Consider the following 22,249-nt stretch of genomic DNA (forward strand, 5'->3'; position numbering starts at 1 on the left):
TCCTTCACTGTCCAAATTCGGCGGCGAATTGATGGCAAGCAACACAGCATGAGCAAGACATTCACTCGGCTCTCCTCGGCCAAGAGTTGGCGCAACAATAGACTGCTGGAAATTGAAGAACGTGGAGTTCCTCTACACGTAGTCGCAAATACAACAATTGCCGATGTCATCAAAGATCGTCTGCAGCGTGGGGCAGAACTTGCCCGAACCGCAGAACACACGCTGAAGTTCATTGCCAATCATGAGTTTGACCAGACCAAGGTAAGCACTCTCAATCAGCAACAGCTGTATGATTTTGCCGACCTTTTGTCATCCGAGGAACGAAGCCCGCAAACCGTAGCTGGCTACATGTCCCATCTCGCAAGAACGCTTAACTGGGCGAATGACCGAGGAACAGTCATCCCAGTCGAAGCTGTCGCAATCGCGATGCGGACGATGTGGGAAGACGAAGTGCTCGCACGTTCGGAGCAGCGTGATCGTAGGCCAGAGGTGTGGGAACTCGATCGCATCCTTACGGCCATTTTCGAGAATAAGCGGCAAAAAATTCCCGTGGGCCAAATCCTAGTCTTTGCTCTATTCAGCGCACGTCGCATCAGTGAGATTTGTAATCTTCGATGGGAAGACTTCAGGGAGGAAGAAGCGAAGATCCGCGTCCGCGAGATGAAGCATCCGCGCCAGAAGAAACGAAACAACGTCTGGTGCGATCTCCCCCCTGTGGCGATCGCCATAATTCGAGTGATGTCTCGAATTTCTGAGTTTATTTTCCCGTTTTGATCCCAGATCTGTCGGAGCGGCGTTCCGTCGGCATCGGGAAAAGGTCGGTGTGGTAGATCAGCGCTTTCATGACCTCCGCCACGAAGCAATCAGCCGACTCTCAGAAATAGGCACTCAGGCGGAGTTTGTAGCCAAAACTTCTGGTCACAAAGGCGCTGCGTGTCTCGAACGCTACACCCACGTCATGAAGGTTGGAGACAAATATGAGGGTTGGTCTTGGCTGACCTTTGTCTGCGACACCCAAAACCTACCGGAAACTGAAGTTTTGGAGAGCGTCGTCCGAAAGGGGGCACGCAAAAAATAGAATTCACCCCCCCTTTCGGATCGGAAAATTCGCTCGCAGATCGTGACCATCAGCAAAGGAGACACAAATGACAACCATCGACCTTCTAATCGCTCACTTCGGCTCAAGCCCCTCGATCCCGTTTGAACAGGGGGCAGGATACCTCCAATACCACCCCGAAACGCTTCCGCAAAAAATCAACAGTGGAACAATCCGTCTCAGGTATTTTTCATTGAAGACGAAGGCGCAAACAGCCGCAGAAGCCAAAAGGCTCAAAAGTATCTTTCGCTCATCGAAATGGCCGAGCTCATCGATGAGAAAATCTCCGCTTCGAGAGATGAGTTTGCGACCCTCTGGGAGGAATTGAGTGCGGCCTGACCACACTGAAAACAACCATTCATAGGCGCCAATCAAGCACCTTCATCTCCGGCGAAAGCCGGGGAAGATCCTCAATCAGAAAATACAGGAAGAGAAAATGACAACATTGAAACCGCAAGATGTCGACGTCACTATTTCAGGTGAGAACGACAAATATGCATCGGCAGTGATTTCGAACCCGCAAAATCAGTCTGGCATTCCCCCAACGGGAGGTCCGGTTCGATTGTTAGTGCATCGTCGGCCTCTGGTCCATCGGAACGATGCTTTCTGGCGCGGGCGGACGATATCCCAAAGCACTGTGTGGCCTGACCGTGTTGGAGTGAACTCGCCACTGCTCGATGATGATCTGGGCCTCACGCAGGCTATAGAACAGCTCACCGTTTAACAATTCATCACGGAAGCGGGCGTTGAAGCTTTCACAGTAACCGTTCTCCCATGCACTGCCCGGCAGGGCATCGCATGGCGATGTCCCGAGAGGGGTGACCCTGGTTCGATATAAGCGGTTTTTGCGCCGACGGCGGCGATCCAGTCCCGCTCCTTCTGGGCAATGAACTCCGGGCCATTGAAGGCGCCATTGGTTCGAGCCCAATGGCGAGCGGGCCATTGTCTGATCTGATATATTGCGGCGGCCCACGCAGGATGAACAGGTCGGTCAGCGTGTCCAGCACATCGGTTGAGTTAAGTTTAAGATCGACGCGGATCATCCGTTGCCCGGCAGGCGATTTGGCCAAGCCAAATCTGCCGAGAGGGGGCCAGCCTGCGTTGTTCAGCAGGCCAGTGACCATGCGGTAGCCATAGCGCCCGTATTGGTCGGCCAGTTCTATGATGTCGTCGGTCAGACGCTCTTCATCGGCCCGGCCTTGGGACACCTTGCGCTGCGTCGATCGATGCTGACCCAGAGTGCGGCAGGCCCGGCGCTCAGACACACCCAGCTCCTTCCGCACATGGTCGATGCATTTACGACGACGCGAAGGGCTCAGGGGCTCCGCCCGTTCAGGCCTGAATTGATCCGCAGGATCAATTCCTAGACGGCTATCACTCCCTTTGCCGCTTCCGTCAGAATGAGCTGGTCCAGCGTCAGGTCAGATACCGCGCGCCGAAGCCGCAAGTTCTCTTTCTCAAGCTCCTTCAGCCGTGCGAGCTGAGATCGCTGCATCCCACCGTAGAGCTTGCGCCATCGGCAAAAGGTCTGCTGCGTCACGCCGATCTAGCGCACCGCCTCGGCAATCGTCGCACCTTGTCCCTGCAGAACTTCAACCTGACGAAGCTTCGATACAATCTCTTCGGGTTTCTCTCGTTTCCCAGCCATCGCTGATCCTCCAATTTGTGGGACAATCTATCCCAGTTGGTGGACCACTTTCAGGGGGCTACTCCAGCCCTGGGCGATGGCAAAGCCAAATCCGCCAAAGAAGTTCTGAACCGCAAGAACGCCCCAGGCGCGGTGATTAAATCCGCCCCTGAACAACAGCTTTTCAAGCTCTGTTATGCCTGGGCACACGCCTCCAAACGCGCCCAGCGGGACTTTGTTGAAATCAACCGTGCCGCCCTGGCCGAACTGCTGGCGGAACTTCCTGAAGACGGGGAAGAAGACCAAGAGGTCACGGCCGAGGTGATCACCTTCAGCAGCAAGCGGGAGGCGGCACAATGACCGGAACACCTACCCCAGAGCGGGTCTGGTGGTCAGCCAAGGATCTTGCCTCCGCGAAACTGCCGGGTCTGCCGGGCACAGTCCGCGGGGTCAATCTGGTTGCCGAGCGCAAGGGCTGGGCAAAACAGCCGAATGCTATCAAACACCGCCCAGGGCGTAGCGGCGGGCTCTTCTACCATTGGTCAATCCTGCCCTTAAAGACCCGTTTAAGGCTTCTTAAAGACCTGGAAAAGCAAGAGCCACAGCGCCTAGAGCGGGGCGAGGCCTGGGCCATCTATGAAGGGCTGAGCCAGAAAGCAAAAACTGAGGCGATCACCCGTCAGGATGCCTTGCATAAAATTGGGGTCATGCACCGGAGTGGAAGCACCCATGTGCATGCTGTTGAAACTGTTGCTGTCGCGCTCGGCGTCAGTCCGCGGACTGTCTATAATTGGCTTGCTGTGGTCGAAGGCGTGGCACAGGAGGACCGGCTTGCCTACCTGGCGCCAAAGCCCCCCAAAAAGCGGACCAGAAGAGAAGACAGGGCGAAGTTCAAACCCTCTATGGACTGGCTGCAGAGCGCCTATCTGCTCCTGGAACAGCCAACCTTTGCCCAGAGCTACAGAGCAGCCGTCAAACACGCCCAATAGCAAGGCTGGGATTACCCCATCCAGAAGACCGCCAAACGCTGGATGGATGCCGCTGCTCAGCGCACCACAAAGGTTTACAAGCGCGAAGGCTTAAAGGGGCTTCTCCGGTGCTATCCGGCCCAGATCCGGGACAAATCCGGCCAGCATGCCCTGGAAGGGGTAAATGCGGATTGCCACAAATTCGATGTTTTTGTCCTCTGGCCTAACGGGAAAATCTAGCGGCCGCAGATGGTGGCCTTTCAGGATCTTTATTCGGGCAAGTTCCTGTCCTGGCGGGTGGACAACGACCCAAACAAAGTCATGGTGATGGCTGCTTTTGGCGAGATGGTGGACACCTGGGGCATTCCCAAGCGTTGTGTTTTCGACAATGGCCATGAATTCACCAAAAAATGGATGACGGCAGGCTCCCCAACCCGGTTCCGCTTCAAAGTCCGGGAAGACGATCCACACGGCGTTCTGACCCAGCTGGGCATAAAGCTGACCTGGGCAAAGCCCGCCAGCGGGTAATCCAAGCCTATCGTGCGGGCTTTCCGCGACTTGGCAAGCGACGTGGCAAAAGACCCACGCTTTACCGGGGCCTATGTCGGCAACCGGCCTGATGCCAAGCAGGAAAACTATATGAGCCGGGCAATTCCGCTGAGCGAATTTGTCGAGGTTCTGGCCGAAAAAATGGAAGAGCACAACGCGCGGCCTGATCGCCGCTCTGACACCGCAAAAGGGCGCTCTTTTGACGAGACCTTTGCCGAAAGCTACGCAACGGCACCGATCCTGAAGGCGACGGAAGAGCAGCGCAATCTTTGGCTGATGGGACAGGCCACCGGCAAGCTGCACAAGCGAAATGGCAGCCTGACCTTTCACGAGAATGTCTACCATTGCGCCTGGATGAGCCAAGAGGCAGGCAAGCAAGTCGTTTTCCGCTTTGACCCTGAAGACCTGCACAGCGGCGTTCATGTTTACCAACCGACAGGCGAACACCTGGGCTTTGCCGAGTGCCTGAAAAAGGTTGACTTCTTCAATCTGGAAGGCGCCCGCACTCGAGAGAAGCAGAAGCGCGACATTGCCAAAGCAGAAAAGAAACTTGCTTCTCTGCATGCGCCGATTTCACCGAAACAGCTTGCCGCAGATATGAACGCGGGCCGCGAAACCACCGACCCCACGCCGCTGGCGGAGGCCAAAGTAGTTTCCCTGGTCTTTGCCAACCGGGTTCCGGCAACCAGTTTCAAATCGCACCGCACATCGGACGCGGCCCAGGAGGCCCTCATTCTGGAACTGAACACCGGCAAGGCCAAACCCAAAGCCCGGCCCAGACCCGGCGAGTTCAAGGTCCCAAAGGACCCTGAACAGCGGTTCCAGGATGCCTTGGACCTCATGGAGCGGCAGCGGGCTGGAAAACCCCTTGGCGTCAAGGAAGCAAGCTGGCTGGAGGGCTACTTCGACCACCCGGAATTTGAAGCACGGTTTGAGATCCACAAGAGCTTAGGCGGCAACAACGCCGGCTAACCCTGAAAAGAAATGACACCGCCTGGCTTTGACCCTCGGCGACGGCAACAACTGACTAGGAGCGAGCATGACACAGCACATTGAAATCGGCAACAGCGTTCAGCCCCTGACCAATGTCGCCAAAATGGCCACTTTGGTCAAAGCGCTGCAAGGCCGGACCCACGGCCTCCCCGGCCTCGTAGCGCCGGGGGCTGAAGTAATGCAGATCCCGGTAAAAAAACCCCTCGGAGCGAGAGATCCTGGAATTCATCCAGAGCCACCTGCGCTTTATCCATGCTGAAATTGACGCCCACTGCGGCGCCAGCTTCTGGGTCCGTGAAAACTTCATTCGGTCTTTGCGGCGCAGAGGCCTGGTCACCGAATGCGGCCGCGAGGCGCATACGCAGTTTTACACCATATGGGGGGCAGAAGAGGCCACCAACCTTGAGGCCTTGGCCGCTCAAGGCCCCATCGGTGCAGAGTGGAGCCAGAAACGGCTTGCACTGCATCTTGAGCGCCTATCCCAAGGGACGGAAGCGGTTGAACTGCCGAGCCCCGAACCTAGGGGGCTGAAGAGCGCGCAATCTGGGATTACATCCAGAAATTGGATTTCTTCACCACCGAAGATGTGGCCGGGATCTGCCCGATCGAAGCAACCCGCAGCCGATATTTGTCCCGCCTGAAGAACGCCCAGGCGATCCGGGTTTGGGGCCGCAGCGAAGGCAAGGTTTTCTACACGGCCAAGACCCCGGATGAAATCCGCAACGGTGCCACTGACAAGCGCAATAGCAAAGAGGGCGTCATCTGGACCGCCATCAGGCGGCAAAAGCGCTGCCGTCCGATTGATCTGTTTGCTGCGCTGGCCCCTGCCCGCCCAGACATCAGCAAAAGGAAAATCCTCGAATATTGCCGCGTCGTGCGAAAGGCAGGCTATCTGCGGGTTTCTGCGCGCACCCGGCAACTGAAGGAAGCCCCCCCCCTCCTCTTGATAAAAAACAGCGGCCCGCTGCCCCCGCACAATCAATCAATGACCGTCGTGATCGACCCAAATGAGGAAAAAATCGTCTACGCACCGGGAGGCCGTTTGTAATGTTGAGCGATAGGGAAATCATTGCCCGGGATGCCTGGGGTGAAGTCCTGCCGGACTGGATCGCCGCCTTGGTTTCAGAGTGCGACAGTGCCTCACAAAACGCTGTAGCGGCTAATCTTGGCATGAGCGCCACAGTCGTTAGCCAGGCTATCCGCAATTGCTATCCTGGCAACCTGGCGGGCATCGAAAACGCGGTGCGAGACGTCTTTATGAACGCCCCGGTCCAATGCCCGGCTCTTCGCAAGAAGGTCGAAAGCGCCGCTTGTCGTAACTTTCGCAAGCAAGCCGAGAACTGGACCCAGGCAGCCCCTTCCGGGTGCGTATGACCCGTGCCTGCCGCGCGTGTCGCATGTTCAAAAAAGAGGGCGAGCAGTGACCGAACCCCTCCCTCTGAAGATCCGGCTGGCGATCTTTCTTCGCAACCTTGCCGACCATCTGGACCCCACCGGGGCCTGAACCCCGCGCCTTTGCGCATTCACCCAACCTTAGGAGACAAAACCATGGGTAAACTGAACTATTCCGGCCTGATCCGAGCGATTGCAGAAGAAACCAGCCAATCTCAAGAGGCTGTGAAAGCAGTACTTTCGGCCCTCACCGAACAGATCATCAAAGCCGCTGAGGGCGGATCGGACACGACAATTCCTGGCCTTGGCGTGTTCAAGCGCAGCGAGCGGGCCGCACGAAAGGGGCGCAATCCCTCCACCGGTGTGGAAATCGAGATCGCGGCCTCCTCCTCCCTTTCCTTCAAACCCGCCAAGGCGGCAAAGGACCGCCTGAACGCCTAGCCCCCTCCCCTTGCGAAACTCCGCCCGGTTCTGCCGGGCGCGGTCATCGGGACGTGGTGATCCCGATCTGATGAGCAGCCACCACTCAGGAGAATTCCACATGAACCAGGAACCAGTTTTTGCCAAGCTGGAAGACCTCAGCTTTACGCCTATCGGAGCGGTTATTCTTAGCTCCGGAAACGAACACCGATGGAGTGTTCCCCTCCCCATGGAGCAGGCCAAGGATATGGAAGCGGATGGCTTTGATATTGGTTGGCTTGCGCGCCCCCCTAAACCCAAGCTCTTCGGAATTCGAACCGGCTCCAATTCCAGCACCGGGAATCTCCGCGCAGGGCAAAGACTACATGATGGATGCGCGCGGAGATCTGAAACCCGTTGAAGCCGTCAAATCTCAATATCGTCTTCAATATCGGCTTGAAGATGAGCTGGTCCGGCGAGAGTTCGGCTATGCGCTGGCGCTTTCCAGTCAAATCAAGCGCTTCAAGGGACACTGCTATGAGAACCTGGGCCAGTTTGATGCCCTTCTGGCGCAAGAGTACAGTGCACAGAAAGGCGGTATGCGCGGGAATAAAACCTATTCGACCTTTGACGGGCTGATGCAGGTAAAGATCCGGGTTCAGGACCGGATCGCGTTTGGACCTGAGATCTTTGCGGCCAAAGCGCTCTTTGATGAATGTTTGAACGAATGGTCTGAAGATACACGCGCCGAACTTCGCTCTTTTGTCGCCAATGCCTTTGACACCGACAAAGCGGGCACGATTAATCGCAGCCATGTGTTTATTCTGTTGAACACCGAAAGCGATGACGAACGCTGGCAGAATGGCCAGCGGGCAATCAAATACGCGATCCGCGTCATCGGTTCCGCAAGCTACATCCAGTTCCAGAACCGTGAGAGCACGGAGGACAAGTTTGAACCGGTCACCATCGACCTGGCCAAGGCTTGAGAGGTGCGCTCATGGCAATGACCGAAGAACAGATCCGCAAATCGATCCGGGAAGGCTTCAGACTTTATGCAACGCGGGTCAACACGGCCTCTCTGGTTCTGGACAGTCGCCTTGCCCTCACTGAAGCCCAGCTTGAGCTGACCAATCTGCACCCCGGCCTCTTGGCCCAGGTCGCACATGATGAAAGCAGTCCCATCGTGGACCGCCTGGTCAACCGCATCCTTGAGCTTCACCCCTTTGTACCCCTGATTGCGACGAGTAGCTGAGTCATGAAATGTGACCTGCAAAAGAAGATCCACGTCGGCTGCTGCGCGCTTGGCATCGACAGTGACGCGCGCCGTGCGCTGCGACTTGCAGTGACCGGCAAGGCGTCTATGACCGACATGAACACCGCCGAGTTAAATCTGGTTTTAGACCGGCTTAAAGATGACGGCTTCAAAGTTCAGGCAAAGGGAAAATCTCGCCCCCAGGCCTCTCGCCAAAACCTGCGCCTGGTGCATGTGCTTTGGAAGAAGCTTGGCGAAGCGGGTGTGCTGGAGGATCCCAGTCGCAAGGGGCTGAACAGCTTTATCCGGGCTAGGTTCCATAAGGTTTGGGGGCATATACCGCTCGATGTGGATGCCCTGCGTGATCAGGAAAAAATCGACCAGGTCATTCAGGCCCTCAAGGCCTGGGGCCAGCGTGTCGAGATTGAATTCAACTGGACGGGCCATGGCACATGAGTGCGGCGTTCAAACCCTATCTGCCCGGCGTGCTGGCACTGATCGCTGAGGAAATCGGCGTCGATCTGGCCATTCGCCTCGCCAAGCAGTGCGGCGGGCGCGAAATCTATATCGCGAAGGACCCTGCCCCGGACTGTTCCCTGGCAAAAATCGTCGGCCTGGCCAATGCGCAAAAGCTCTACAGGCTTCTGGGCAGCGGCAAGATGCTGGTTCCTGCCGGAAACTTCTGTGGTCAAACCGGACGCCGACAGCGGATCGCCATGCTATTGGATCAGGGCCTCAGCCATTCGGCCATTGCCAAAGAAGTCGATGTTCATATCCGGACGGTGGAACGTATGTCCGCTGAGCTGCGTCGCCCGAAAGATAAAAGGCAGCCTGATCTGTTTCTCTAGCCCCCGTTCTGGTCGTTCATTCCAGACTAAATCGCGGACCCAATCGTCCCGATCAGCCCGCTCCCCTCTGCAGATCAACAATCGAAGGCGCGGAAGGATCCCAGCTTCGCCGTAAAATACCACATAAAGGGGTTAGGTGCGCGCTTGAGATCTTTTCCGCCCCGGAGTGGCCTTCAGACAGAAACGACGCGCAGAGGCCCGCAAATCGCCTCACCCCGTCTACCAAAGTCCCCTCAGATAGCCACCCTTGCGCTTTAGGTCTGGCACCCGTCAATTGACGGGGCGGTAGAAACCGACGCCTATCAGCATCAAGAGCCTATGGCAGATACAAAATCCCCTCCTCCGACCCTGCTGACCTGTGATGAAATGATCGATCTCGGAATGACCGTTTCCGAGATGCTGGAAGAGCTGGAAGACAGCCTGGGCCCCGCCGCCGTCTGGAACCTGACCGGCCTATATGGCGGCACAGAGACCCACATCCCACATGAGCGCAGCCTGAAGCATTCGATCGTAACCGAGCAGCTTGGCGAAAAGATCACGCGTTGGCTGGTCGATACCTACGGTCCGGGTCGGATCCAAATCCCGCTTGGAACACAGTCCAGCCAAGCTCGGAAAATGGCGGCAAATGGCGGCCTTCCGGGCTGCGCTTCTCACCCGCCAGCCGCATCGGAAAATCGCCCAATCCCTGGGATGTCACGTTCGCACCGTCGAGCGGGCCAAACGCGCGTTGCTAACAATCGGGTTTCTTTAAAGCCTTCCCGTTTGCGGTCATTCTTCGGTGAAAGCTGCGCCAAATCCAAACTGCCCTATCGCTGCAAAAAGGGAGCGATCGCTGAGGACGGGACAAAACGTAAATCCGTCGCAGTTTCTCGGAGGGTCGGTTTGAGGGTAATCTGACGAACTATTAGACGATGAGGTAAAATAAGCAGATCACTACATAACCCCAACACGTCACAACCGGATCACAGCCATCTTGTCCTGTAGCATGTCCTTCATGGTATAACCGATACCGCCTGTATTGTAGCCCGACTGTCGGCGGCCCGCGAATGGCATCCAGTCCACTCTGAATGCGGTATGATCGTTCACCATAACAGCTGTTGCATCCAGCTGTTGTATGGCCTGCATCGCGGTATCAAGGCTCTTTGTAAAAACCGCAGACTGAAACGCAAAGGGCAAGCTGTTTGCGACCTGATAGGCATCTTCCAGGCTGTCGTAGCCATAGACGCAAATGACCGGCCCGAAAATTTCGGTGGTTGAGACGCGGGCATCTGCGGGCGGGTTCAACAGAACCGTGGGAGCATAGGTTGTGGGCCCTAGACGCTTGCCGCCGGTCAGCACGGCCGCCCCAGCCTGAACCGCCTCGTCCACCCATTCTTCGACACGGTCAACCTCGGCGGGGCGGATCAAAGGACCGCAATCCACATTGGGGTCGCGGGCATCACCGACCTTCAGCGCAGCCGCTGCATTGGCCAGTTTCTGCGCGATATCAGCGGCCATGGCTGCAGCGGCAAAGACACGCTGAACGGAGACGCAGACCTGCCCGGAATGATAGAACCCGCCTTTGGTCAACAATGGGATCATAGTGTCGATATCAACGGTTTCATCCACGATCACCGGCGCTGCGCCACCATGTTCCAACGCACAGCGGGTTCCGGGTGCAAGTTTTGAGCGCAGCATCCAGCCAACCCGTGCAGAGCCGATGAACGAGAAAAAGCCAACGCGCGGATCGGTGATCATTTGTTCCGCCGTCTCATTGTCGCAGGCGGCGAAACGGCACCAGTCTTGCGGCAGGCCTGCCTGATGGAGAATGTCGACGAATGCCTCGCAGGACAAAGGGGTATCTAAGGCCGGTTTGACGATCACCGGGCATCCTGTGGCCACCGCCGGGGCAACCTGATGTACAATCAGGTTGAGAGGATGGTTGAACGCACTGGCCGCGACTACCACGCCGATCGGCTCTTTCTGTGTAAAGGCAATGCGGCCTGACCCAGCTTCGGTCAGATCCATCGGGATCTCGCGACCGGACATCTGACCGATCCCGTGAACGCACAGTTCGACCCCATCAATGGCGCGCGCGACTTCAACCCGCGCATCGACCAGCGGCTTGCCGCCCTCGCTGGCGATCAGCAGGGCCAGTTCCTCGGCACGCCCGGACATCAGGCGGGCGGTTTCCTTCAGGATTTCGATCCTCTTGTAGGCTGGCAGCCACCTGTCGCGATTGCGATAAAGGGCGTAGGCGGCGTCCAGCATGGCGTCGGTATCATCCCAACCGCTCAGCTCCACGCTGCCCACTCTGGTCAGGTCAAAAGGGTTCGGGACTTCCAGAACGCCACTCATATCAGACAGACCTTTGCGGCCAGCTCGTCGATCAGCACGCGCTGGTTTTCGCTGTAATCCACCGGTAGATCGATCAGGTGCACGCCGCCAGCGGCGAAGGCCGCCTCGAAGGCCGGAACCAGATCCTCGGTTCGCTCAATCCGGTGTCCCTTTGCGCCATAGCTATTGGCGTATTGCACGAAATCGGGGTTGTTGAACTTCAGTCCCCAATCGTCAAAGCCCGCGTGGGCCTGCTTCCATCGGATCATGCCGTATGAGCTGTCGTTCAGCACGGTAACCACCAGGTTCAGCCCCAGTCGGACGGCGGTTTCAATCTCCTGACTGTTCATCATGAACCCGCCATCCCCGCAGATCGCCATGACCCGGCGATCAGGGTACAGCTTGGCGGCCATCATCGCCGAGGGCAGCCCCGCCCCCATTGTCGCCAGCGCATTGTCCAGCAGTACGGTATTGGGCTGATAGGCCTGATAGTTGCGGGCGAACCAGATCTTGTAGATGCCATTGTCCAGCGCGATGATATCGCAATCTCCCATGACTTTGCGGGTATCCGCCACAAAGCGCTGCGGGATCACCGGGAACCGGATGTCGTCCGCCCCTTCAGAGGTATGCAGATCGGTTTCCCGTTTGACCCGTTCGAAATAGCTGCGGTCAAAATCCACCGGTCCGCCCAGTTTTTCCCCAAGCTGGGCAATGGATTGCGCCAGATCGCCGATCACCTCGACCTGCGGAAAATAGACCTGATCCACTTGCGCGGCCTTGTAATTCACGTGGATTACCTTTGTGCCCCCGTCTTCCATGAAGAAGGGGGGTTTTTCAACTACGTCATGGCCGACATTGATGATCAGATCGGCCCGTTCGATGGCGCAGTGCAGGTAGTCGCCGTCAGACAGCGCGGCGGTGCCAAGAAACAGACCGGACCGCTCATCCACCACCCCCTTGCCCATCTGCGTGTTGAAAAATGGGATTTGCGTGAGTTCCACGAACTGGCTGAGCGCGCTGCGCGCGTGTTTGCGGTTGGCGCCTGCGCCCAGCAACAGCAGCGGCATCCTTGCCGAGCGGATCATATCAGCCGCTTCGTTCAGCACCGTGTCACCGGCCACGGCATAATGGCGCGGATGCGGTTGCAGCACCGGTTCCGAGGTGTCTTCGGCGGCGATATCCTCGGGCAGTTCAAGCAGTACTGCACCGGGGCGTTCCTCTTGTGCGACACGGAATGCCTCACGGATTAGGGACGGGATGGTGTTCCCATGCACAATCTGTTTCGACATCTTGCAGATTGGTGCAAACAGGCCCACCACATCGATGATCTGAAACTGGCCCTGTTTGGATTTCTTGATCGGCTTTTGCCCTGTGATCATGATTAGCGGCATGCCGCCCAGATGCGCATAGGCCGCCGGGGTGGCAAAATTGGTCGCCCCCGGACCCAGCGTTGCCATGCAGACCCCGGCCTTTCCGGTCAGCCGGCCATAGGTGGCCGCCATGAAGGCCGCGCCCTGTTCATGCCGGGTCAGCACCAGCTCAATCCTGGAGGTTCTTAGCGATTCCAGAACGTCGAGGTTTTCCTCACCCGGCACGGCAAAGATATATTCGACGCCTTCAGCCTCAAGCGCCGCAACCAACAGGTCAGAGGCTTTGGAAGGCGATGGTGCGGTGGGGATAGAGGCTGACATGCAATCTCCTGATGCTAATGCGGATAGGCTCGCAGCTTTGGCCGCGCTACCTGTTGTGTATACTCTATTAGATTGTCGGCTGCCTGCACCATCTGTGGATCCGGGTGCTGCTTGTCCTCGGAAGAACCAGGGCAATTCAACCACTCGCATCTGCAGCGGGCCCCGGATCGTTTGACCAATCCGAATCCCGTTGCGGATGGGAGTGGAGCGGGTCAGGTTGCGCGGTCACTTTGCTGGTCTCAGTTTGCGTTCAGAACCGGGTAAGCTTCGGTATAGACCCAGTCAGTTTCCCGGGCCGGGACATGGCAGGTCTTGCATTCAAAACTATAATCTTCGGTGGTGGTTGTTTCACGATTATCCACCCCGAAGTAAGCCCAGCCCCAGCCATCTCCCCAGAGGTCATTGCCGTCAAACCGGTCATGTTCATCCTTCACCATGACAAACCATCCGGCAACCTCGGTGGCATAGGCCGCTGTTCCTGTGGTGTATTCGTCTGTTTTGCTCTCCAGCAGTTCCTTGATCAAAACCGCGCCATCCGGGAACGACCCGTTTTCCAGATAGTACTCCACAACGCCCTGCTGCGTGTAGACCACATGCTGCCCGGTAGCTTCGCCTTCATCCAGAATGGTCCAGCTACCCAGCATTTGCCAACTGGCACGGAACTCACCCATTGGCATGCGGATGCTGCCATTTGATCCAACGACGCCGTTGGTCGTCTGAGTAAACTCCTGTGCCAAACCGGGGAGCGCTCCAATAGGGCCAATCAGAGCGAGGCAGCCCAAAAGACGTCTCACGCCTCAGTTTCCCTGTACGGCGCGCAGCACCGGGTAGAACTGCGTAAAGACGAAATCCGTATCCGCATTGGCTTCGTGGCAGGCGTTGCAGGATTCTGCCGGGAAAGCTTCCGCTGTTTTCGCATAGGGTTCACCCCCATGGCCAAAACTGAAGTAGACCCAGCCGCCTGGTTCACCAGAAAAACGTTTGGTGTCTTTGACGGTCAATTCAAGGCCGGCAAATTCACCCTGGAAATACCCGTTTCCGGAAATCTCAAAGCAAGCGCCGTCTTCTTCGGTGCAATTGTCGCCTTCACGGACCATCACCAGTTCCTTTGCGATCTGCGTCCCATCCGCCCATTCACCGGTTTCGGCAAAGTGATCAAACGCTGAGGGTTCGACGTAGACATTGTGAAACTCTGGAAAGGGTGCCTCTCCATCGTTCAAAGCATTGGGGGTCAATGGCGAGCCGATGAAAACCCAACGGCGGTAGTCTGAGGGGGCATTGACTGATCCATCGTCATTGAAGGTCGCCTTGGCGATATTGCCGGATGCGGATTGGGCAAGAACTGCACCAGCTAAGGCAACAGCAGAAATCCCGGTGGCGGCGGCAATGTTGGCTAGTTTCATCGAGAGGTCTCCTTGTGTCTGATCACAAAGTTAACGTCCCCTGTCATGCGTTATTGTTATAGTATGTATAACCAACCTGCCCGCACCTCTGAGGTACAAGAACCCATGGAACTTCGTCGTATTCGGTATTTTCTTACTCTTGCACGCACACTCAATTTTTCTCAGGCCGCCAGGGAACTGAAGATCTCACAACCTGCATTGAGCAAGGCAATTCAGCAGCTTGAAACCGAGTTTGGGGGGCGATTGGTCCGAAGAGAAGGGCGGCTAACGCACCTGACGCGGTTGGGTGAACGCATGCATGCGTCTCTTCAGGAGGTGGAAGACGCGGCACAGCGCGCCGAAAGGCTCGCATCGAGGATTGCAAAGGCTGAGACTGCGTGCATCCGTATCGCGATCATGTGTACCATTGATCCGGGCATGGTCGGCCGTTGCCTGGCCCAGTTTCAGCAGGATAACCCGGCCTTGGCGATCGAATTGCTGGACTTTACAGCCGCCACCATCCAAGAGGCGCTCTTGAATGGAAAAGTCGATGTCGCCATCATCGGCAGCCCGGTCGAAGCGGTTCCTCGGCTGCGCACATATGAACTGTTTCAAGAGAATATGGTTGTTTCTTGCGGCGCTCAAAACCGGCTGGCCCACCGCGAGTCGATTCCCCTGAAAATGATGGCAGAGTTTCCTTATATCGACCGGTTACGTTGCGAGTTTCGCGAAATGATCCTGTCGACGGTGGACAGGAACGACCTGAGCCTGAATGTCGTTGCCAGCAGCGAGCGGGAAGATTGGATCAAATCGTTGCTTGCACAGGATCACGGTATATCGATCATGCCAGCAAGTTCGGCTATTTCAGCAAACCTGAAATCAGTGACCTTGCAGGATCACGATTTGCTAAGGTCGGTGTATCTGACAATTCCCAGCGGACGTGAAGACCATCCTTCTGTTCAGGCGCTGATAAAACATGCCAGAACTTACAACTGGTCCGGCGCTCAGGATTGAGGAAGCACTTTCTCACTATCGGGCAGACACAAATTGGGTACATCATTTCGGTGAAAGCAGGCCTTCGGCAGCTTTATGAACCCTAAGTCGCCATTCCTGATGTCACTGAGTGCTGCAGGTGTCTAGGCCAGTTCACAGCCCTTTCTGGACATTCGTTTCCTTGACCCGCACTCTAGGAAGGCAATTTACGAAGGACTGTTTGAAGACATTCGCGGTACTAGCATTGACCAATAGAGAATAGGAGCATAGCGGCCCTTCACCGCTCCAGATATTCGCTTTCGCGTTTAGAACCTGGGTAAAAGCAGAAAAGTTCAAATTTCCAAGTTTTAGGTCTGCACCTGTCGGCTGCAACAACTAGGTCCCCTGGCCAGACAGGTTGGTTGCTCTTAGTTTGGAATATTGCGAAGTTTTCAAAGGGGTCGCATTGTTGCAATAAGTTCGGCAACCTTCAGGCCAAATTTACGCATTTCTGATTTGTTCATGATCGCTCCATCAGCGGTCAGATACATCCAATCTGTGGCCTGTAAGATATGACCACCTGACTCTTCAGGTAGAATGATCTCATAGCTCAAGCGCACCGTTGAACCGGATACAACGCCCTGAGCTTCCCCTACCAGGTCATCTGCAGTGGCCGTAAAGCTATTGTTGGGGCCGAGTGTCAGATACCATTTTCGGTTTTGAGTTTTTCCATTTGAATAGGTGAATTCCTCAGTCAAAGTCCCTGTGTCACCCTCCCAGGTACCAACCATCTTGGCGGTGAAACTATTGGTCATTTTTCCGCTGGGCCCAAAGATCAGACCTTCGGACAGGATCTCCCCGGATAGATGGGTCCTGAGATCAAATTGCGGTCCGGTTTCCACGTAGTCGCGCGGGGATTGGAACCGGAAACTAAACAGATAGGTTTTGGCAATCACCGCAAGCAGCAAAATGGCTAGGCAGGCAGCAAGAAGTTTCATGATGGAGGGCTTTCGTTGGGCAGCCTCAGCGCATAGCAGAGGGCGACAGTTTTCAGAAGACAAGGAAGGATGGCATAGGCCGTGACCAACGCCGCAAGAGCTGCCGGAGTGTTATTTGCTCCGGGTGTGAAACCTCGAGCCTCTAGCAGGGGTAAAGCGATTGCAGCCGCAAGGGCCAAGGCAAGCTTCCCGGCAAAGGACCATATGCCAAAACCCGTGCCTGCGCTGAGGCCTGCTTTGGTCAAGGCGATGCTGAACAGGGCGGGCAGTAGCAGCATATCTGCTCCGAGCGCCGCCCCCGACGTTAGGCAAATCAAGGCAAAACCAAACGCATTCCCCGGTTCCAGAAAGGCGGCCCCGACAAAGCTGGCAATCGCCAGCGGCATGGCGATCAACAGGGTAGGTTTTGCGCCAATCCTTTGGCTAACGAGTGTCCAAAGGGGTACGCTGACCCCGGCGGAGAAAAAGAACAGCACCAACAGCGGGCCTGCCAGACGGGGCAGCGCCAGGAAGTCCTGAACATAGAACAAAAAAAGGGTGGACGTCAGAGCGACCGGCAGACTGTTTAGAACGGCCAGGATGATCAGGTTTGATGCCCCGGAGTGCCATAGGTTGGCGAAACTCAAAGAGCGTCCCACCACAGCCGACCGCAGCCAAATCTGCCTGGTCAGTAGGGCCGTGGCCAATGCCAAGCCCCCCAGAAAGAGGCCAAATTCTGCATAGCCTTGTCCACTGGCGCCGAGCCCTACCAAAAGAGCCGGAGCAACTGCGGCCAGGATCACCCCCATCAACATGCCGCTTTCCCGAAAAGCGGCTAGTGTCATCAAATCACGCGGCTTTCCTGAGACGGCAAGCGTTGCGCTGCGCCCATAAAGCAGGATCATGCCCAGACTGTAGGCGGAGAATAACAGCGTCAGGATAAAGACCATTTTGACCAGCACATTGGGACCCTGTTGCAAGCCAAACAAAAGTGGAAACCCCGCAGCCAGGCCCAAGGCTGCTAACAAGCCAAACAGGGGCTGCCTTTTCGGCCAGCGATCCACCGCCCAGCCGATTAGAGGATCCTGTACAAGATCAAAGGCCCGAATGACCAACAACAGGGCTCCGACCGTTCCAAGACCGAGACCCAGGTTGGTTGCTGCAAACTGCGGCAGATGAATGTAAAGAGGGATTCCGGCACTGGCCAGCATCAGGGCATAAAGGCTGACCTTTGGATGCTGTGTCATTGGCCCAAGAGCGTCCGCGTAAAACTCGCAGACCGGCTGTTGTCGCTGAGAAAGATCGACATAAAGTGGGTTTTGATATCCTTCTGGGTCAGGGTGCAGGCTTTCACGCCATTGCGCCAAAAGGTCAGATGGTCCGGCCCGTCACTCACCGCCAAATATGTGTCGCCGACCCCCACAGGTTGGTAGCATTTTTGCAATTGATCCCGAATGGGCAAGGCATTTCCCATCCGGGTCATTTCGCGCATTGTGGCCTCCACCAAATCAGATTGGCTCAACTGGTGCTGATAGGTCAGTTCAAGACCAAAATCCTGCGACCAATCCTGGAGCTCACCAGCCTGAGTGAATAGCCGAGCCTTGTAGATCTGAAACCCCAGAAAGCGAAACGCCGCTTCGCCGCGTCGCTTTGCACCCTGCGGTAGGATGCTGGCCTGCGAGGCAGCAGCTCCAACAGGAGCCAGGCAAAGGCATATCAGAAGGCTAGGCATGGGCCAGCTCGACCTGGACCACATCTGTATGTCCGATTGCAAAGGAGGCGGCGCAGATCTCTAGGTAATACTGCCAATTGCGGAAAAATCCTTCGTCGTAACCCTGTTCTTTGATCTTGCGCTTTTGTGCCACCAGACGCTGTGCCCAGATCCGGCAGGTTTTGCCGTAGTCTTGTCCAAAGGCAAAAGAGTTCTTCACCTGTAGGCCCGCTGCCTTCGCCTGATCTGCGATCACCTGATCAGACAACAGCATGCCGCCCGGGAAGACATATTGCCGGATGTAATCGGAGGAATTGCGATAGGTCTCAAAGAAACTGTCGGGAACCGTGATCGCCTGCAGCATGATGCGGCCGCCTGCTGACAGATTGCGTTTCAATGAACCAAAGTAGCTGGGCCAGTAGTTCTCTCCCACGGCTTCGATCATCTCGATAGAGACGATATTGTCGAAACTTCCCTGCACATCGCGGTAGTCGCGCAGTTGAATATCCGCGCGGCCATCAAGGCGGCAATCCGCATAGCTATGTTGATTGCGCGAAATGGTGACCCCTGTCACATCGCGCCCCTCGGCGCTGGCCTGTTCAGCAAAGCCGCCCCAGCCGCAGCCGATCTCCAAGACCCGTTCACCTTGGTTCAGGCGAGACAAGACACGCTCGTATTTGCGCCTTTGTGCCTGGGCCAGATCATCGCCGTTCTCACCAAAAAGACCGGAGGAATAGGTCATGCCCTCATCCAGCCAAAGCTGGTAGAATTCATTGCCCACATCATAATGCGCGCGAATATTCTTGCGCGATCCGCGTTTGGAATTGGCGCGCAACAGGCGATCAACGATACGAAACTTCACGCGGTTGAACGGGCTGGCCTGATCATAGCTGGCCAGATAGTGCCGATTAACCATGGCCAGCGACATCAACCCCTCGATCGAAGGGGTCTCCCACAGCCCCTGCACATAGGCTTCGCCCAACCCGACCTGGCCATGCGCCACCATGGCAGAGACCGCAGCCCAATCGCGAATTTCCATTTCGGCTTCGGGGCCGTGATCGCCAAACTGATAGCGCGCGCCATCTGGCGTGCGCAGGGTCAGGCGCCCCTCACGCAGTTGCGCGCAGGTTGCCAGGAATTTCGTTTTCAGGGCTTTGTTTGTCAGTCTCATACTGGGCTCCTTTTGCGGTCAAAGTGGCGGGGGAGTTCATCCGGCGGACAATCCGCATTGCGCTGGCGATGCCGTCTTCGTGAAATCCATGGCGGTTGTAGGCACCTGCGAACCAGGTGTGGTTCTGACCCTGCATGGCGCGCAGTTCACGTTGCGCCTGCAACGCCGCATGATCAAATACGGGATGTGAGAAGGAGACCTGATCGTAGATCTTGCTGTCGGGTATTGGCTGGGTTGGATTCAGCGTCACAAACAACGGATCGCTTTCCGGGATGCTTTGCAGACGGTTCATCCAATAGGTCACTCCCACACCTCCATCCTGGCTGCGATAGGCCCAGCTTGACCAGCATTTGCGGTGCCTGGGCATTTGCTTTTCGTCACAATGTAGGACGGCAGAGTTGGTTTGATAGCGGATGGCCCCCAAGGCCGCTGTTTCAGCTACGGTTGCCGTCTGACCAAGAATTTTCAGAGCCTGATCCGAATGACAGGCAAAGACCACCTCGTCAAAATCCTGACTGCCGTGCCCCTGAGCCACAAGGCTCACCTGTCGATGATCCCGAGTAACCCGTTCAATCGGGGAAGCTGTGTGAATTGTGCAACCTCGCGCCAGAAGCGCTGCTTCCAGCCGGCGCACATATTCTACGCTGCCCCCTTTGACGGTCCACCACTGATGTTTCCCGATCCCTGCGAGCAGAGCATGGTTGCGAAAAAATGAGACCAGGTTTTTTGCCGGGAAGGCATCGACATCCGTAACCGGAGTAGACCAAATCGCTCCGCACATAGGCAGCAGGTAATTGTCGCGAAACCAGGATCCCAGGTCCAACTCTGCCACCAATTCGCCAATGGTCTTTGTATCATCTTTTGCCGCTGCCTCTGCCTCGCGGCCAAAGCGCAGAATATCGGCAATCATCTTGTAGAACTGCGGCCTTATCAGGTTGCGCTTTTGAGCGGTGATCGACGAAAGATCGTTCAACCCGTATTCTATTTGGCCATCGTCAATACTGGCACAAAAGCTCATCTCGCTTTTGATCACGGGCACGTCCAGATCCCGGAAAAGCCGTGTCAGATAGGGGTATGTGGCGTAGTTGAAAACGATGAACCCTGTATCAACTGGCTGGTCGCCATTTTTGCCTGCCAAGACCGTACGTGCATGGCCGCCTAGGCGCGGTGCAGCTTCAAAAAGGGTCACATCATTCGAAGCAGACAAGTAGTAGGCTGCAGACAACCCGGAAATGCCACCTCCGATGATTGCGATCCTACGGCGCAGGCCTTGGGTTTGATCCAGCATGATGACCTCATTTCTAGCGAATGTACGAGAGCATTACGTAGCAACAAAAAATGCGGATCACTTTTGGAACGTTAAATTTGGACCTTGGGTGATCCACCTGCTGAGCCTTTGCGTAAACGACATATGATTGAACTAGTATCCGCCCAAACCTATCACGCCCGACGCGGCGGCTTGAAAAATGCTTTTCGCTATGGCGTCGACTATGTGTTGTCGGATCTGACGGAAGGCGTAGCGCCGCTTTTGTCCCGCAATTGTTTCAACCTGTTCTCGCTTCAGGATCACCATCACGGCGGCCCGCGCGGCAAAGGCCAAGGTGTGCCATGGTTCCGTGCAGAGCTGAAAAAGCGTGGATTCCCGGTTGAACAGGCAAGGCTTTTGCTTTTGACCCAGCCAAGCTTTCTTTGGCTTCACTTTAATCCCGTGAGCTTTTGGATCGCGGAAATTGATGGTGCCCCCTGTGCCTTTATCGCCGAAGTGAACAATACATTTGGTCACCGCCATTGCTACTTCTGTGCACATAGCGATTTCCGCCCCATCAAACGCTCCGATCAAATCGAGGCGGATAAACTGATGCATGTATCGCCGTTTCAGCAGGTGGCAGGCACTTATCGTTTCAACTTTGAAATGACAGATCGCGCCTTCAATATTCGCATCTCCTATGAGAATGGCGATCAAGGTGTCTTGGCAACCTTGAATGGGCTGCGCCGCCCCGCGACGACTGCCTCTTTGATCGGGGTGGCCTTGCGTCGCCCCTTTGGCGCATTGCGAGTCGTGGCCCTGATCTATTGGCAGGCGCTAAAGCTTTGGATCAAAAGGGCGCCATTCCTGCGCAAACCAAAACCGCCTAGGCCATTGATTTCTGACAGCCATTCTTCGAGGGCCGGATCGTGAGCGAGTTGCATGGCAAGACCTTTTGGCTGATCGGTGCCAGCGAAGGGCTTGGGCGGGAGATTTCCAAGGCATTGGTTGGCGCTGGCGCCCATGTCATTCTATCCGCGCGATCACAGGACCGCTTGCAGGAGCTGACCTGGGCCCTTGGGGCGGCAACGCCTCTACCGATGGACGTAACGGATGCAAGTTCGGTTGCGGAGGCGGCGCAGAGCCTGGGGCCGATCGATGGAGTTATCTATAATGCCGGTGCCTATACCCCGATGCGTAGTCAGGACTGGGACAGCGCCGAAGCCCTGGCAATGATGGATGTAAATTTTGCAGGAGCAGTGAGGGTCCTGGGGTACGTATTGCCTCAGTTCATAGCCAAGGGTCAGGGGGACATCACCTTGGTCGGTTCGCTGGCTGGATATCACGGATTGCCTGCGGCTGTCGGATATGCCGCCAGCAAGGCGGCGCTGATAAGTCTGGCTGAGACCATACGCCACGACTTGAGAGGCAGTGGCATTACAACCCGCATCATCAATCCCGGGTTCATAGAGACCCGCCTCACGCAGAAGAACCATTTCCCGATGCCACAACTGATGACACCAGAACACGCGGCTGACCACGTTCTCAGAGCCTTAAAGCGCCGGCGTTTTCGGACAGATTTTCCGCGCCCGTTCTCCTGGGCCGTAAAGACATTGTCAGTCTTGCCTGACTGGCTGATCTACCGGTTCAGATAGGTAG

26 protein-coding genes, 1 other RNA gene and 3 pseudogenes are annotated in these 22,249 nt (G+C 56.2%); 19 read left to right on the forward strand and 11 right to left on the reverse strand.

Annotation, left to right across the window (positions count from 1 at the left end):
• The first annotated feature begins 48 nt into the window (after positions 1-48).
• Together RSK20926_RS10560 and RSK20926_RS23165 are read left to right on the forward strand one after the other, a co-directional pair.
• The gene (locus tag RSK20926_RS10560) at positions 49-774 is read left to right on the forward strand and encodes a site-specific integrase (RefSeq protein WP_008206559.1); all 726 of its coding nucleotides are present in this window, start codon (positions 49-51) and stop codon (positions 772-774) included.
• Positions 775-823: 49 nt separating this feature from the next.
• Positions 824-1,078 (forward strand): tyrosine-type recombinase/integrase, encoded by a 255-nt coding sequence (locus RSK20926_RS23165; RefSeq protein WP_232281879.1) that lies wholly within the window; start codon positions 824-826, stop codon positions 1,076-1,078.
• 583 nt (positions 1,079-1,661) lie between these two features.
• On the opposite strand, the pseudogene RSK20926_RS10565 reads toward RSK20926_RS23165, so the two are convergent.
• Positions 1,662-2,744: pseudogene (locus tag RSK20926_RS10565) on the reverse strand (integrase core domain-containing protein).
• Positions 2,745-2,783: 39 nt separating this feature from the next.
• Between RSK20926_RS10565 and RSK20926_RS10575 the strand changes: the two are divergent.
• The 5 genes and pseudogenes from RSK20926_RS10575 (at position 2,784) to RSK20926_RS22080 (ending at position 5,212) form a co-directional block, all read left to right on the forward strand.
• On the forward strand, positions 2,784-3,083 hold the full coding sequence (locus tag RSK20926_RS10575; RefSeq protein WP_157133089.1) for a hypothetical protein: 300 nt from the start codon (positions 2,784-2,786) through the stop codon (positions 3,081-3,083).
• Positions 3,080-3,712, forward strand: a complete 633-nt coding sequence (locus RSK20926_RS22070; protein WP_008206569.1) for a DNA-binding protein — start codon at positions 3,080-3,082, stop codon at positions 3,710-3,712. The genes RSK20926_RS10575 and RSK20926_RS22070 overlap by 4 nt, the downstream gene beginning before the upstream one ends.
• Before the next feature lie 12 nt (positions 3,713-3,724).
• Positions 3,725-3,931 (forward strand): annotated as a pseudogene (locus RSK20926_RS22470) (DNA-binding domain-containing protein); the annotation flags it as partial.
• A 9-nt stretch (positions 3,932-3,940) separates the two neighbouring features.
• A pseudogene (locus RSK20926_RS23170) lies at positions 3,941-4,456 on the forward strand (transposase domain-containing protein); the annotation flags it as partial.
• A gap of 60 nt (positions 4,457-4,516) precedes the next feature.
• Positions 4,517-5,212 (forward strand): Mu transposase C-terminal domain-containing protein, encoded by a 696-nt coding sequence (locus RSK20926_RS22080; RefSeq protein ID WP_232281884.1) that lies wholly within the window; start codon positions 4,517-4,519, stop codon positions 5,210-5,212.
• A gap of 55 nt (positions 5,213-5,267) precedes the next feature.
• Here the strand turns inward: RSK20926_RS22080 and RSK20926_RS10585 are convergent, their stop codons facing one another.
• Entirely contained in the window at positions 5,268-5,462 is a 195-nt protein-coding gene (locus RSK20926_RS10585) for a hypothetical protein (protein WP_008206574.1), read from the reverse strand.
• 333 nt (positions 5,463-5,795) lie between these two features.
• Here RSK20926_RS10585 and RSK20926_RS10590 point away from each other — a divergent pair, with 333 nt between their 5' ends.
• The 9 genes from RSK20926_RS10590 (at position 5,796) to RSK20926_RS10625 (ending at position 10,021) form a co-directional block, all read left to right on the forward strand.
• The gene (locus RSK20926_RS10590) at positions 5,796-6,281 is read left to right on the forward strand and encodes a hypothetical protein (protein WP_008206575.1); all 486 of its coding nucleotides are present in this window, start codon (positions 5,796-5,798) and stop codon (positions 6,279-6,281) included.
• The gene (locus tag RSK20926_RS10595) at positions 6,281-6,607 is read left to right on the forward strand and encodes a hypothetical protein (protein ID WP_008206577.1); all 327 of its coding nucleotides are present in this window, start codon (positions 6,281-6,283) and stop codon (positions 6,605-6,607) included. Before RSK20926_RS10590 ends, RSK20926_RS10595 begins: the two co-directional genes overlap by 1 nt.
• Positions 6,608-6,781: 174 nt before the next feature.
• Positions 6,782-7,066, forward strand: a complete 285-nt coding sequence (locus RSK20926_RS10600) for an HU family DNA-binding protein (protein WP_008206578.1) — start codon at positions 6,782-6,784, stop codon at positions 7,064-7,066.
• Positions 7,067-7,076: 10 nt separating this feature from the next.
• An RNA gene (locus RSK20926_RS22475) (hammerhead ribozyme type II) lies at positions 7,077-7,150 on the forward strand.
• A 152-nt stretch (positions 7,151-7,302) separates the two neighbouring features.
• Entirely contained in the window at positions 7,303-8,010 is a 708-nt protein-coding gene (locus tag RSK20926_RS10605; protein ID WP_008206580.1) for a DUF3164 family protein, read from the forward strand.
• 11 nt (positions 8,011-8,021) lie between these two features.
• Positions 8,022-8,276: a hypothetical protein gene (locus tag RSK20926_RS10610; protein WP_008206582.1), complete on the forward strand. Its 255-nt coding sequence runs from the start codon at positions 8,022-8,024 to the stop codon at positions 8,274-8,276.
• Positions 8,277-8,279: 3 nt separating this feature from the next.
• The gene (locus RSK20926_RS10615; protein WP_008206583.1) at positions 8,280-8,732 is read left to right on the forward strand and encodes a gp16 family protein; all 453 of its coding nucleotides are present in this window, start codon (positions 8,280-8,282) and stop codon (positions 8,730-8,732) included.
• On the forward strand, positions 8,729-9,124 hold the full coding sequence (locus tag RSK20926_RS10620) for a helix-turn-helix domain-containing protein (RefSeq protein ID WP_008206585.1): 396 nt from the start codon (positions 8,729-8,731) through the stop codon (positions 9,122-9,124). Before RSK20926_RS10615 ends, RSK20926_RS10620 begins: the two co-directional genes overlap by 4 nt.
• A gap of 318 nt (positions 9,125-9,442) precedes the next feature.
• Positions 9,443-10,021: a hypothetical protein gene (locus RSK20926_RS10625; RefSeq protein ID WP_008206586.1), complete on the forward strand. Its 579-nt coding sequence runs from the start codon at positions 9,443-9,445 to the stop codon at positions 10,019-10,021.
• A gap of 54 nt (positions 10,022-10,075) precedes the next feature.
• On the opposite strand, the gene RSK20926_RS10630 is transcribed toward RSK20926_RS10625, so the two are convergent.
• The 4 genes from RSK20926_RS10630 to RSK20926_RS10645 form a co-directional block, all read right to left on the reverse strand.
• Positions 10,076-11,461, reverse strand: coding sequence for an aldehyde dehydrogenase family protein (locus RSK20926_RS10630; protein ID WP_008206588.1), 1,386 nt, complete (start codon positions 11,459-11,461; stop codon positions 10,076-10,078).
• Positions 11,458-13,131 (reverse strand): acetolactate synthase large subunit, encoded by a 1,674-nt coding sequence (locus RSK20926_RS10635; protein WP_008206590.1) that lies wholly within the window; start codon positions 13,129-13,131, stop codon positions 11,458-11,460. Before RSK20926_RS10635 ends, RSK20926_RS10630 begins: the two co-directional genes overlap by 4 nt.
• Positions 13,132-13,370: 239 nt before the next feature.
• Positions 13,371-13,925, reverse strand: coding sequence for a cytochrome P460 family protein (locus RSK20926_RS10640; protein WP_157133090.1), 555 nt, complete (start codon positions 13,923-13,925; stop codon positions 13,371-13,373).
• Between the two features lie 3 nt (positions 13,926-13,928).
• Positions 13,929-14,534 (reverse strand): cytochrome P460 family protein, encoded by a 606-nt coding sequence (locus RSK20926_RS10645; RefSeq protein WP_008206592.1) that lies wholly within the window; start codon positions 14,532-14,534, stop codon positions 13,929-13,931.
• A gap of 105 nt (positions 14,535-14,639) precedes the next feature.
• Between RSK20926_RS10645 and RSK20926_RS10650 the strand changes: the two genes are divergently transcribed.
• Positions 14,640-15,527, forward strand: a complete 888-nt coding sequence (locus RSK20926_RS10650) for a LysR family transcriptional regulator (protein WP_198136570.1) — start codon at positions 14,640-14,642, stop codon at positions 15,525-15,527.
• Between the two features lie 410 nt (positions 15,528-15,937).
• Here the strand turns inward: RSK20926_RS10650 and RSK20926_RS10655 are convergent, their stop codons facing one another.
• Genes RSK20926_RS10655 through RSK20926_RS10675 form a run of 5 tightly spaced genes read right to left on the reverse strand, consistent with a single transcriptional unit; the run spans position 15,938 to position 20,632 of the window.
• Entirely contained in the window at positions 15,938-16,483 is a 546-nt protein-coding gene (locus RSK20926_RS10655) for a DUF3833 domain-containing protein (RefSeq protein ID WP_008206594.1), read from the reverse strand.
• Positions 16,480-17,709 carry an MFS transporter gene (locus tag RSK20926_RS10660; RefSeq protein ID WP_008206595.1) on the reverse strand — a complete coding sequence of 410 codons (1,230 nt, stop codon included), beginning with the start codon at positions 17,707-17,709 and terminating at the stop codon, positions 16,480-16,482. Before RSK20926_RS10660 ends, RSK20926_RS10655 begins: the two co-directional genes overlap by 4 nt.
• Complete coding sequence (locus tag RSK20926_RS10665) at positions 17,706-18,194, reverse strand: hypothetical protein (protein ID WP_008206596.1); 489 nt, start codon at positions 18,192-18,194, stop codon at positions 17,706-17,708. The genes RSK20926_RS10660 and RSK20926_RS10665 overlap by 4 nt, the downstream gene beginning before the upstream one ends.
• Complete coding sequence (locus RSK20926_RS10670) at positions 18,187-19,344, reverse strand: SAM-dependent methyltransferase (RefSeq protein ID WP_008206597.1); 1,158 nt, start codon at positions 19,342-19,344, stop codon at positions 18,187-18,189. Before RSK20926_RS10670 ends, RSK20926_RS10665 begins: the two co-directional genes overlap by 8 nt.
• On the reverse strand, positions 19,283-20,632 hold the full coding sequence (locus tag RSK20926_RS10675; protein WP_008206598.1) for an NAD(P)/FAD-dependent oxidoreductase: 1,350 nt from the start codon (positions 20,630-20,632) through the stop codon (positions 19,283-19,285). Before RSK20926_RS10675 ends, RSK20926_RS10670 begins: the two co-directional genes overlap by 62 nt.
• Before the next feature lie 123 nt (positions 20,633-20,755).
• Here RSK20926_RS10675 and RSK20926_RS10680 point away from each other — a divergent pair, with 123 nt between their 5' ends.
• Together RSK20926_RS10680 and RSK20926_RS10685 are read left to right on the forward strand one after the other, a co-directional pair.
• The gene (locus RSK20926_RS10680) at positions 20,756-21,523 is read left to right on the forward strand and encodes a DUF1365 domain-containing protein (RefSeq protein WP_008206600.1); all 768 of its coding nucleotides are present in this window, start codon (positions 20,756-20,758) and stop codon (positions 21,521-21,523) included.
• Complete coding sequence (locus tag RSK20926_RS10685) at positions 21,520-22,245, forward strand: SDR family NAD(P)-dependent oxidoreductase (protein WP_008206601.1); 726 nt, start codon at positions 21,520-21,522, stop codon at positions 22,243-22,245. Before RSK20926_RS10680 ends, RSK20926_RS10685 begins: the two co-directional genes overlap by 4 nt.
• The last annotated feature ends 4 nt before the right edge of the window (positions 22,246-22,249 follow it).

This window comes from Roseobacter sp. SK209-2-6, assembly GCF_000169455.1.
GTDB lineage: Bacteria > Pseudomonadota > Alphaproteobacteria > Rhodobacterales > Rhodobacteraceae > Pseudophaeobacter.

Excerpts from the sequence above, each read along its gene's own strand:
- RSK20926_RS10560 (WP_008206559.1), top strand. The coding sequence starts at position 49 with ATGAGCAAGACATTCACTCGGCTCTCCTCGGCCAAGAGTTGGCGCAAC.
- RSK20926_RS22070 (WP_008206569.1), top strand. The coding sequence starts at position 3,080 with ATGACCGGAACACCTACCCCAGAGCGGGTCTGGTGGTCAGCCAAGGAT.
- RSK20926_RS22080 (WP_232281884.1), top strand. The coding sequence starts at position 4,517 with ATGGGACAGGCCACCGGCAAGCTGCACAAGCGAAATGGCAGCCTGACC.
- RSK20926_RS10585 (WP_008206574.1), bottom strand. The coding sequence starts at position 5,462 with ATGAATTCCAGGATCTCTCGCTCCGAGGGGTTTTTTTACCGGGATCTG.
- RSK20926_RS10595 (WP_008206577.1), top strand. The coding sequence starts at position 6,281 with ATGTTGAGCGATAGGGAAATCATTGCCCGGGATGCCTGGGGTGAAGTC.
- RSK20926_RS10600 (WP_008206578.1), top strand. The coding sequence starts at position 6,782 with ATGGGTAAACTGAACTATTCCGGCCTGATCCGAGCGATTGCAGAAGAA.
- RSK20926_RS10605 (WP_008206580.1), top strand. The coding sequence starts at position 7,303 with ATGGCTTTGATATTGGTTGGCTTGCGCGCCCCCCTAAACCCAAGCTCT.
- RSK20926_RS10610 (WP_008206582.1), top strand. The coding sequence starts at position 8,022 with ATGGCAATGACCGAAGAACAGATCCGCAAATCGATCCGGGAAGGCTTC.
- RSK20926_RS10615 (WP_008206583.1), top strand. The coding sequence starts at position 8,280 with ATGAAATGTGACCTGCAAAAGAAGATCCACGTCGGCTGCTGCGCGCTT.
- RSK20926_RS10620 (WP_008206585.1), top strand. The coding sequence starts at position 8,729 with ATGAGTGCGGCGTTCAAACCCTATCTGCCCGGCGTGCTGGCACTGATC.
- RSK20926_RS10625 (WP_008206586.1), top strand. The coding sequence starts at position 9,443 with ATGGCAGATACAAAATCCCCTCCTCCGACCCTGCTGACCTGTGATGAA.
- RSK20926_RS10630 (WP_008206588.1), bottom strand. The coding sequence starts at position 11,461 with ATGAGTGGCGTTCTGGAAGTCCCGAACCCTTTTGACCTGACCAGAGTG.
- RSK20926_RS10635 (WP_008206590.1), bottom strand. The coding sequence starts at position 13,131 with ATGTCAGCCTCTATCCCCACCGCACCATCGCCTTCCAAAGCCTCTGAC.
- RSK20926_RS10645 (WP_008206592.1), bottom strand. The coding sequence starts at position 14,534 with ATGAAACTAGCCAACATTGCCGCCGCCACCGGGATTTCTGCTGTTGCC.
- RSK20926_RS10650 (WP_198136570.1), top strand. The coding sequence starts at position 14,640 with ATGGAACTTCGTCGTATTCGGTATTTTCTTACTCTTGCACGCACACTC.
- RSK20926_RS10655 (WP_008206594.1), bottom strand. The coding sequence starts at position 16,483 with ATGAAACTTCTTGCTGCCTGCCTAGCCATTTTGCTGCTTGCGGTGATT.
- RSK20926_RS10660 (WP_008206595.1), bottom strand. The coding sequence starts at position 17,709 with ATGACACAGCATCCAAAGGTCAGCCTTTATGCCCTGATGCTGGCCAGT.
- RSK20926_RS10665 (WP_008206596.1), bottom strand. The coding sequence starts at position 18,194 with ATGCCTAGCCTTCTGATATGCCTTTGCCTGGCTCCTGTTGGAGCTGCT.
- RSK20926_RS10670 (WP_008206597.1), bottom strand. The coding sequence starts at position 19,344 with ATGAGACTGACAAACAAAGCCCTGAAAACGAAATTCCTGGCAACCTGC.
- RSK20926_RS10675 (WP_008206598.1), bottom strand. The coding sequence starts at position 20,632 with ATGCTGGATCAAACCCAAGGCCTGCGCCGTAGGATCGCAATCATCGGA.
- RSK20926_RS10680 (WP_008206600.1), top strand. The coding sequence starts at position 20,756 with ATGATTGAACTAGTATCCGCCCAAACCTATCACGCCCGACGCGGCGGC.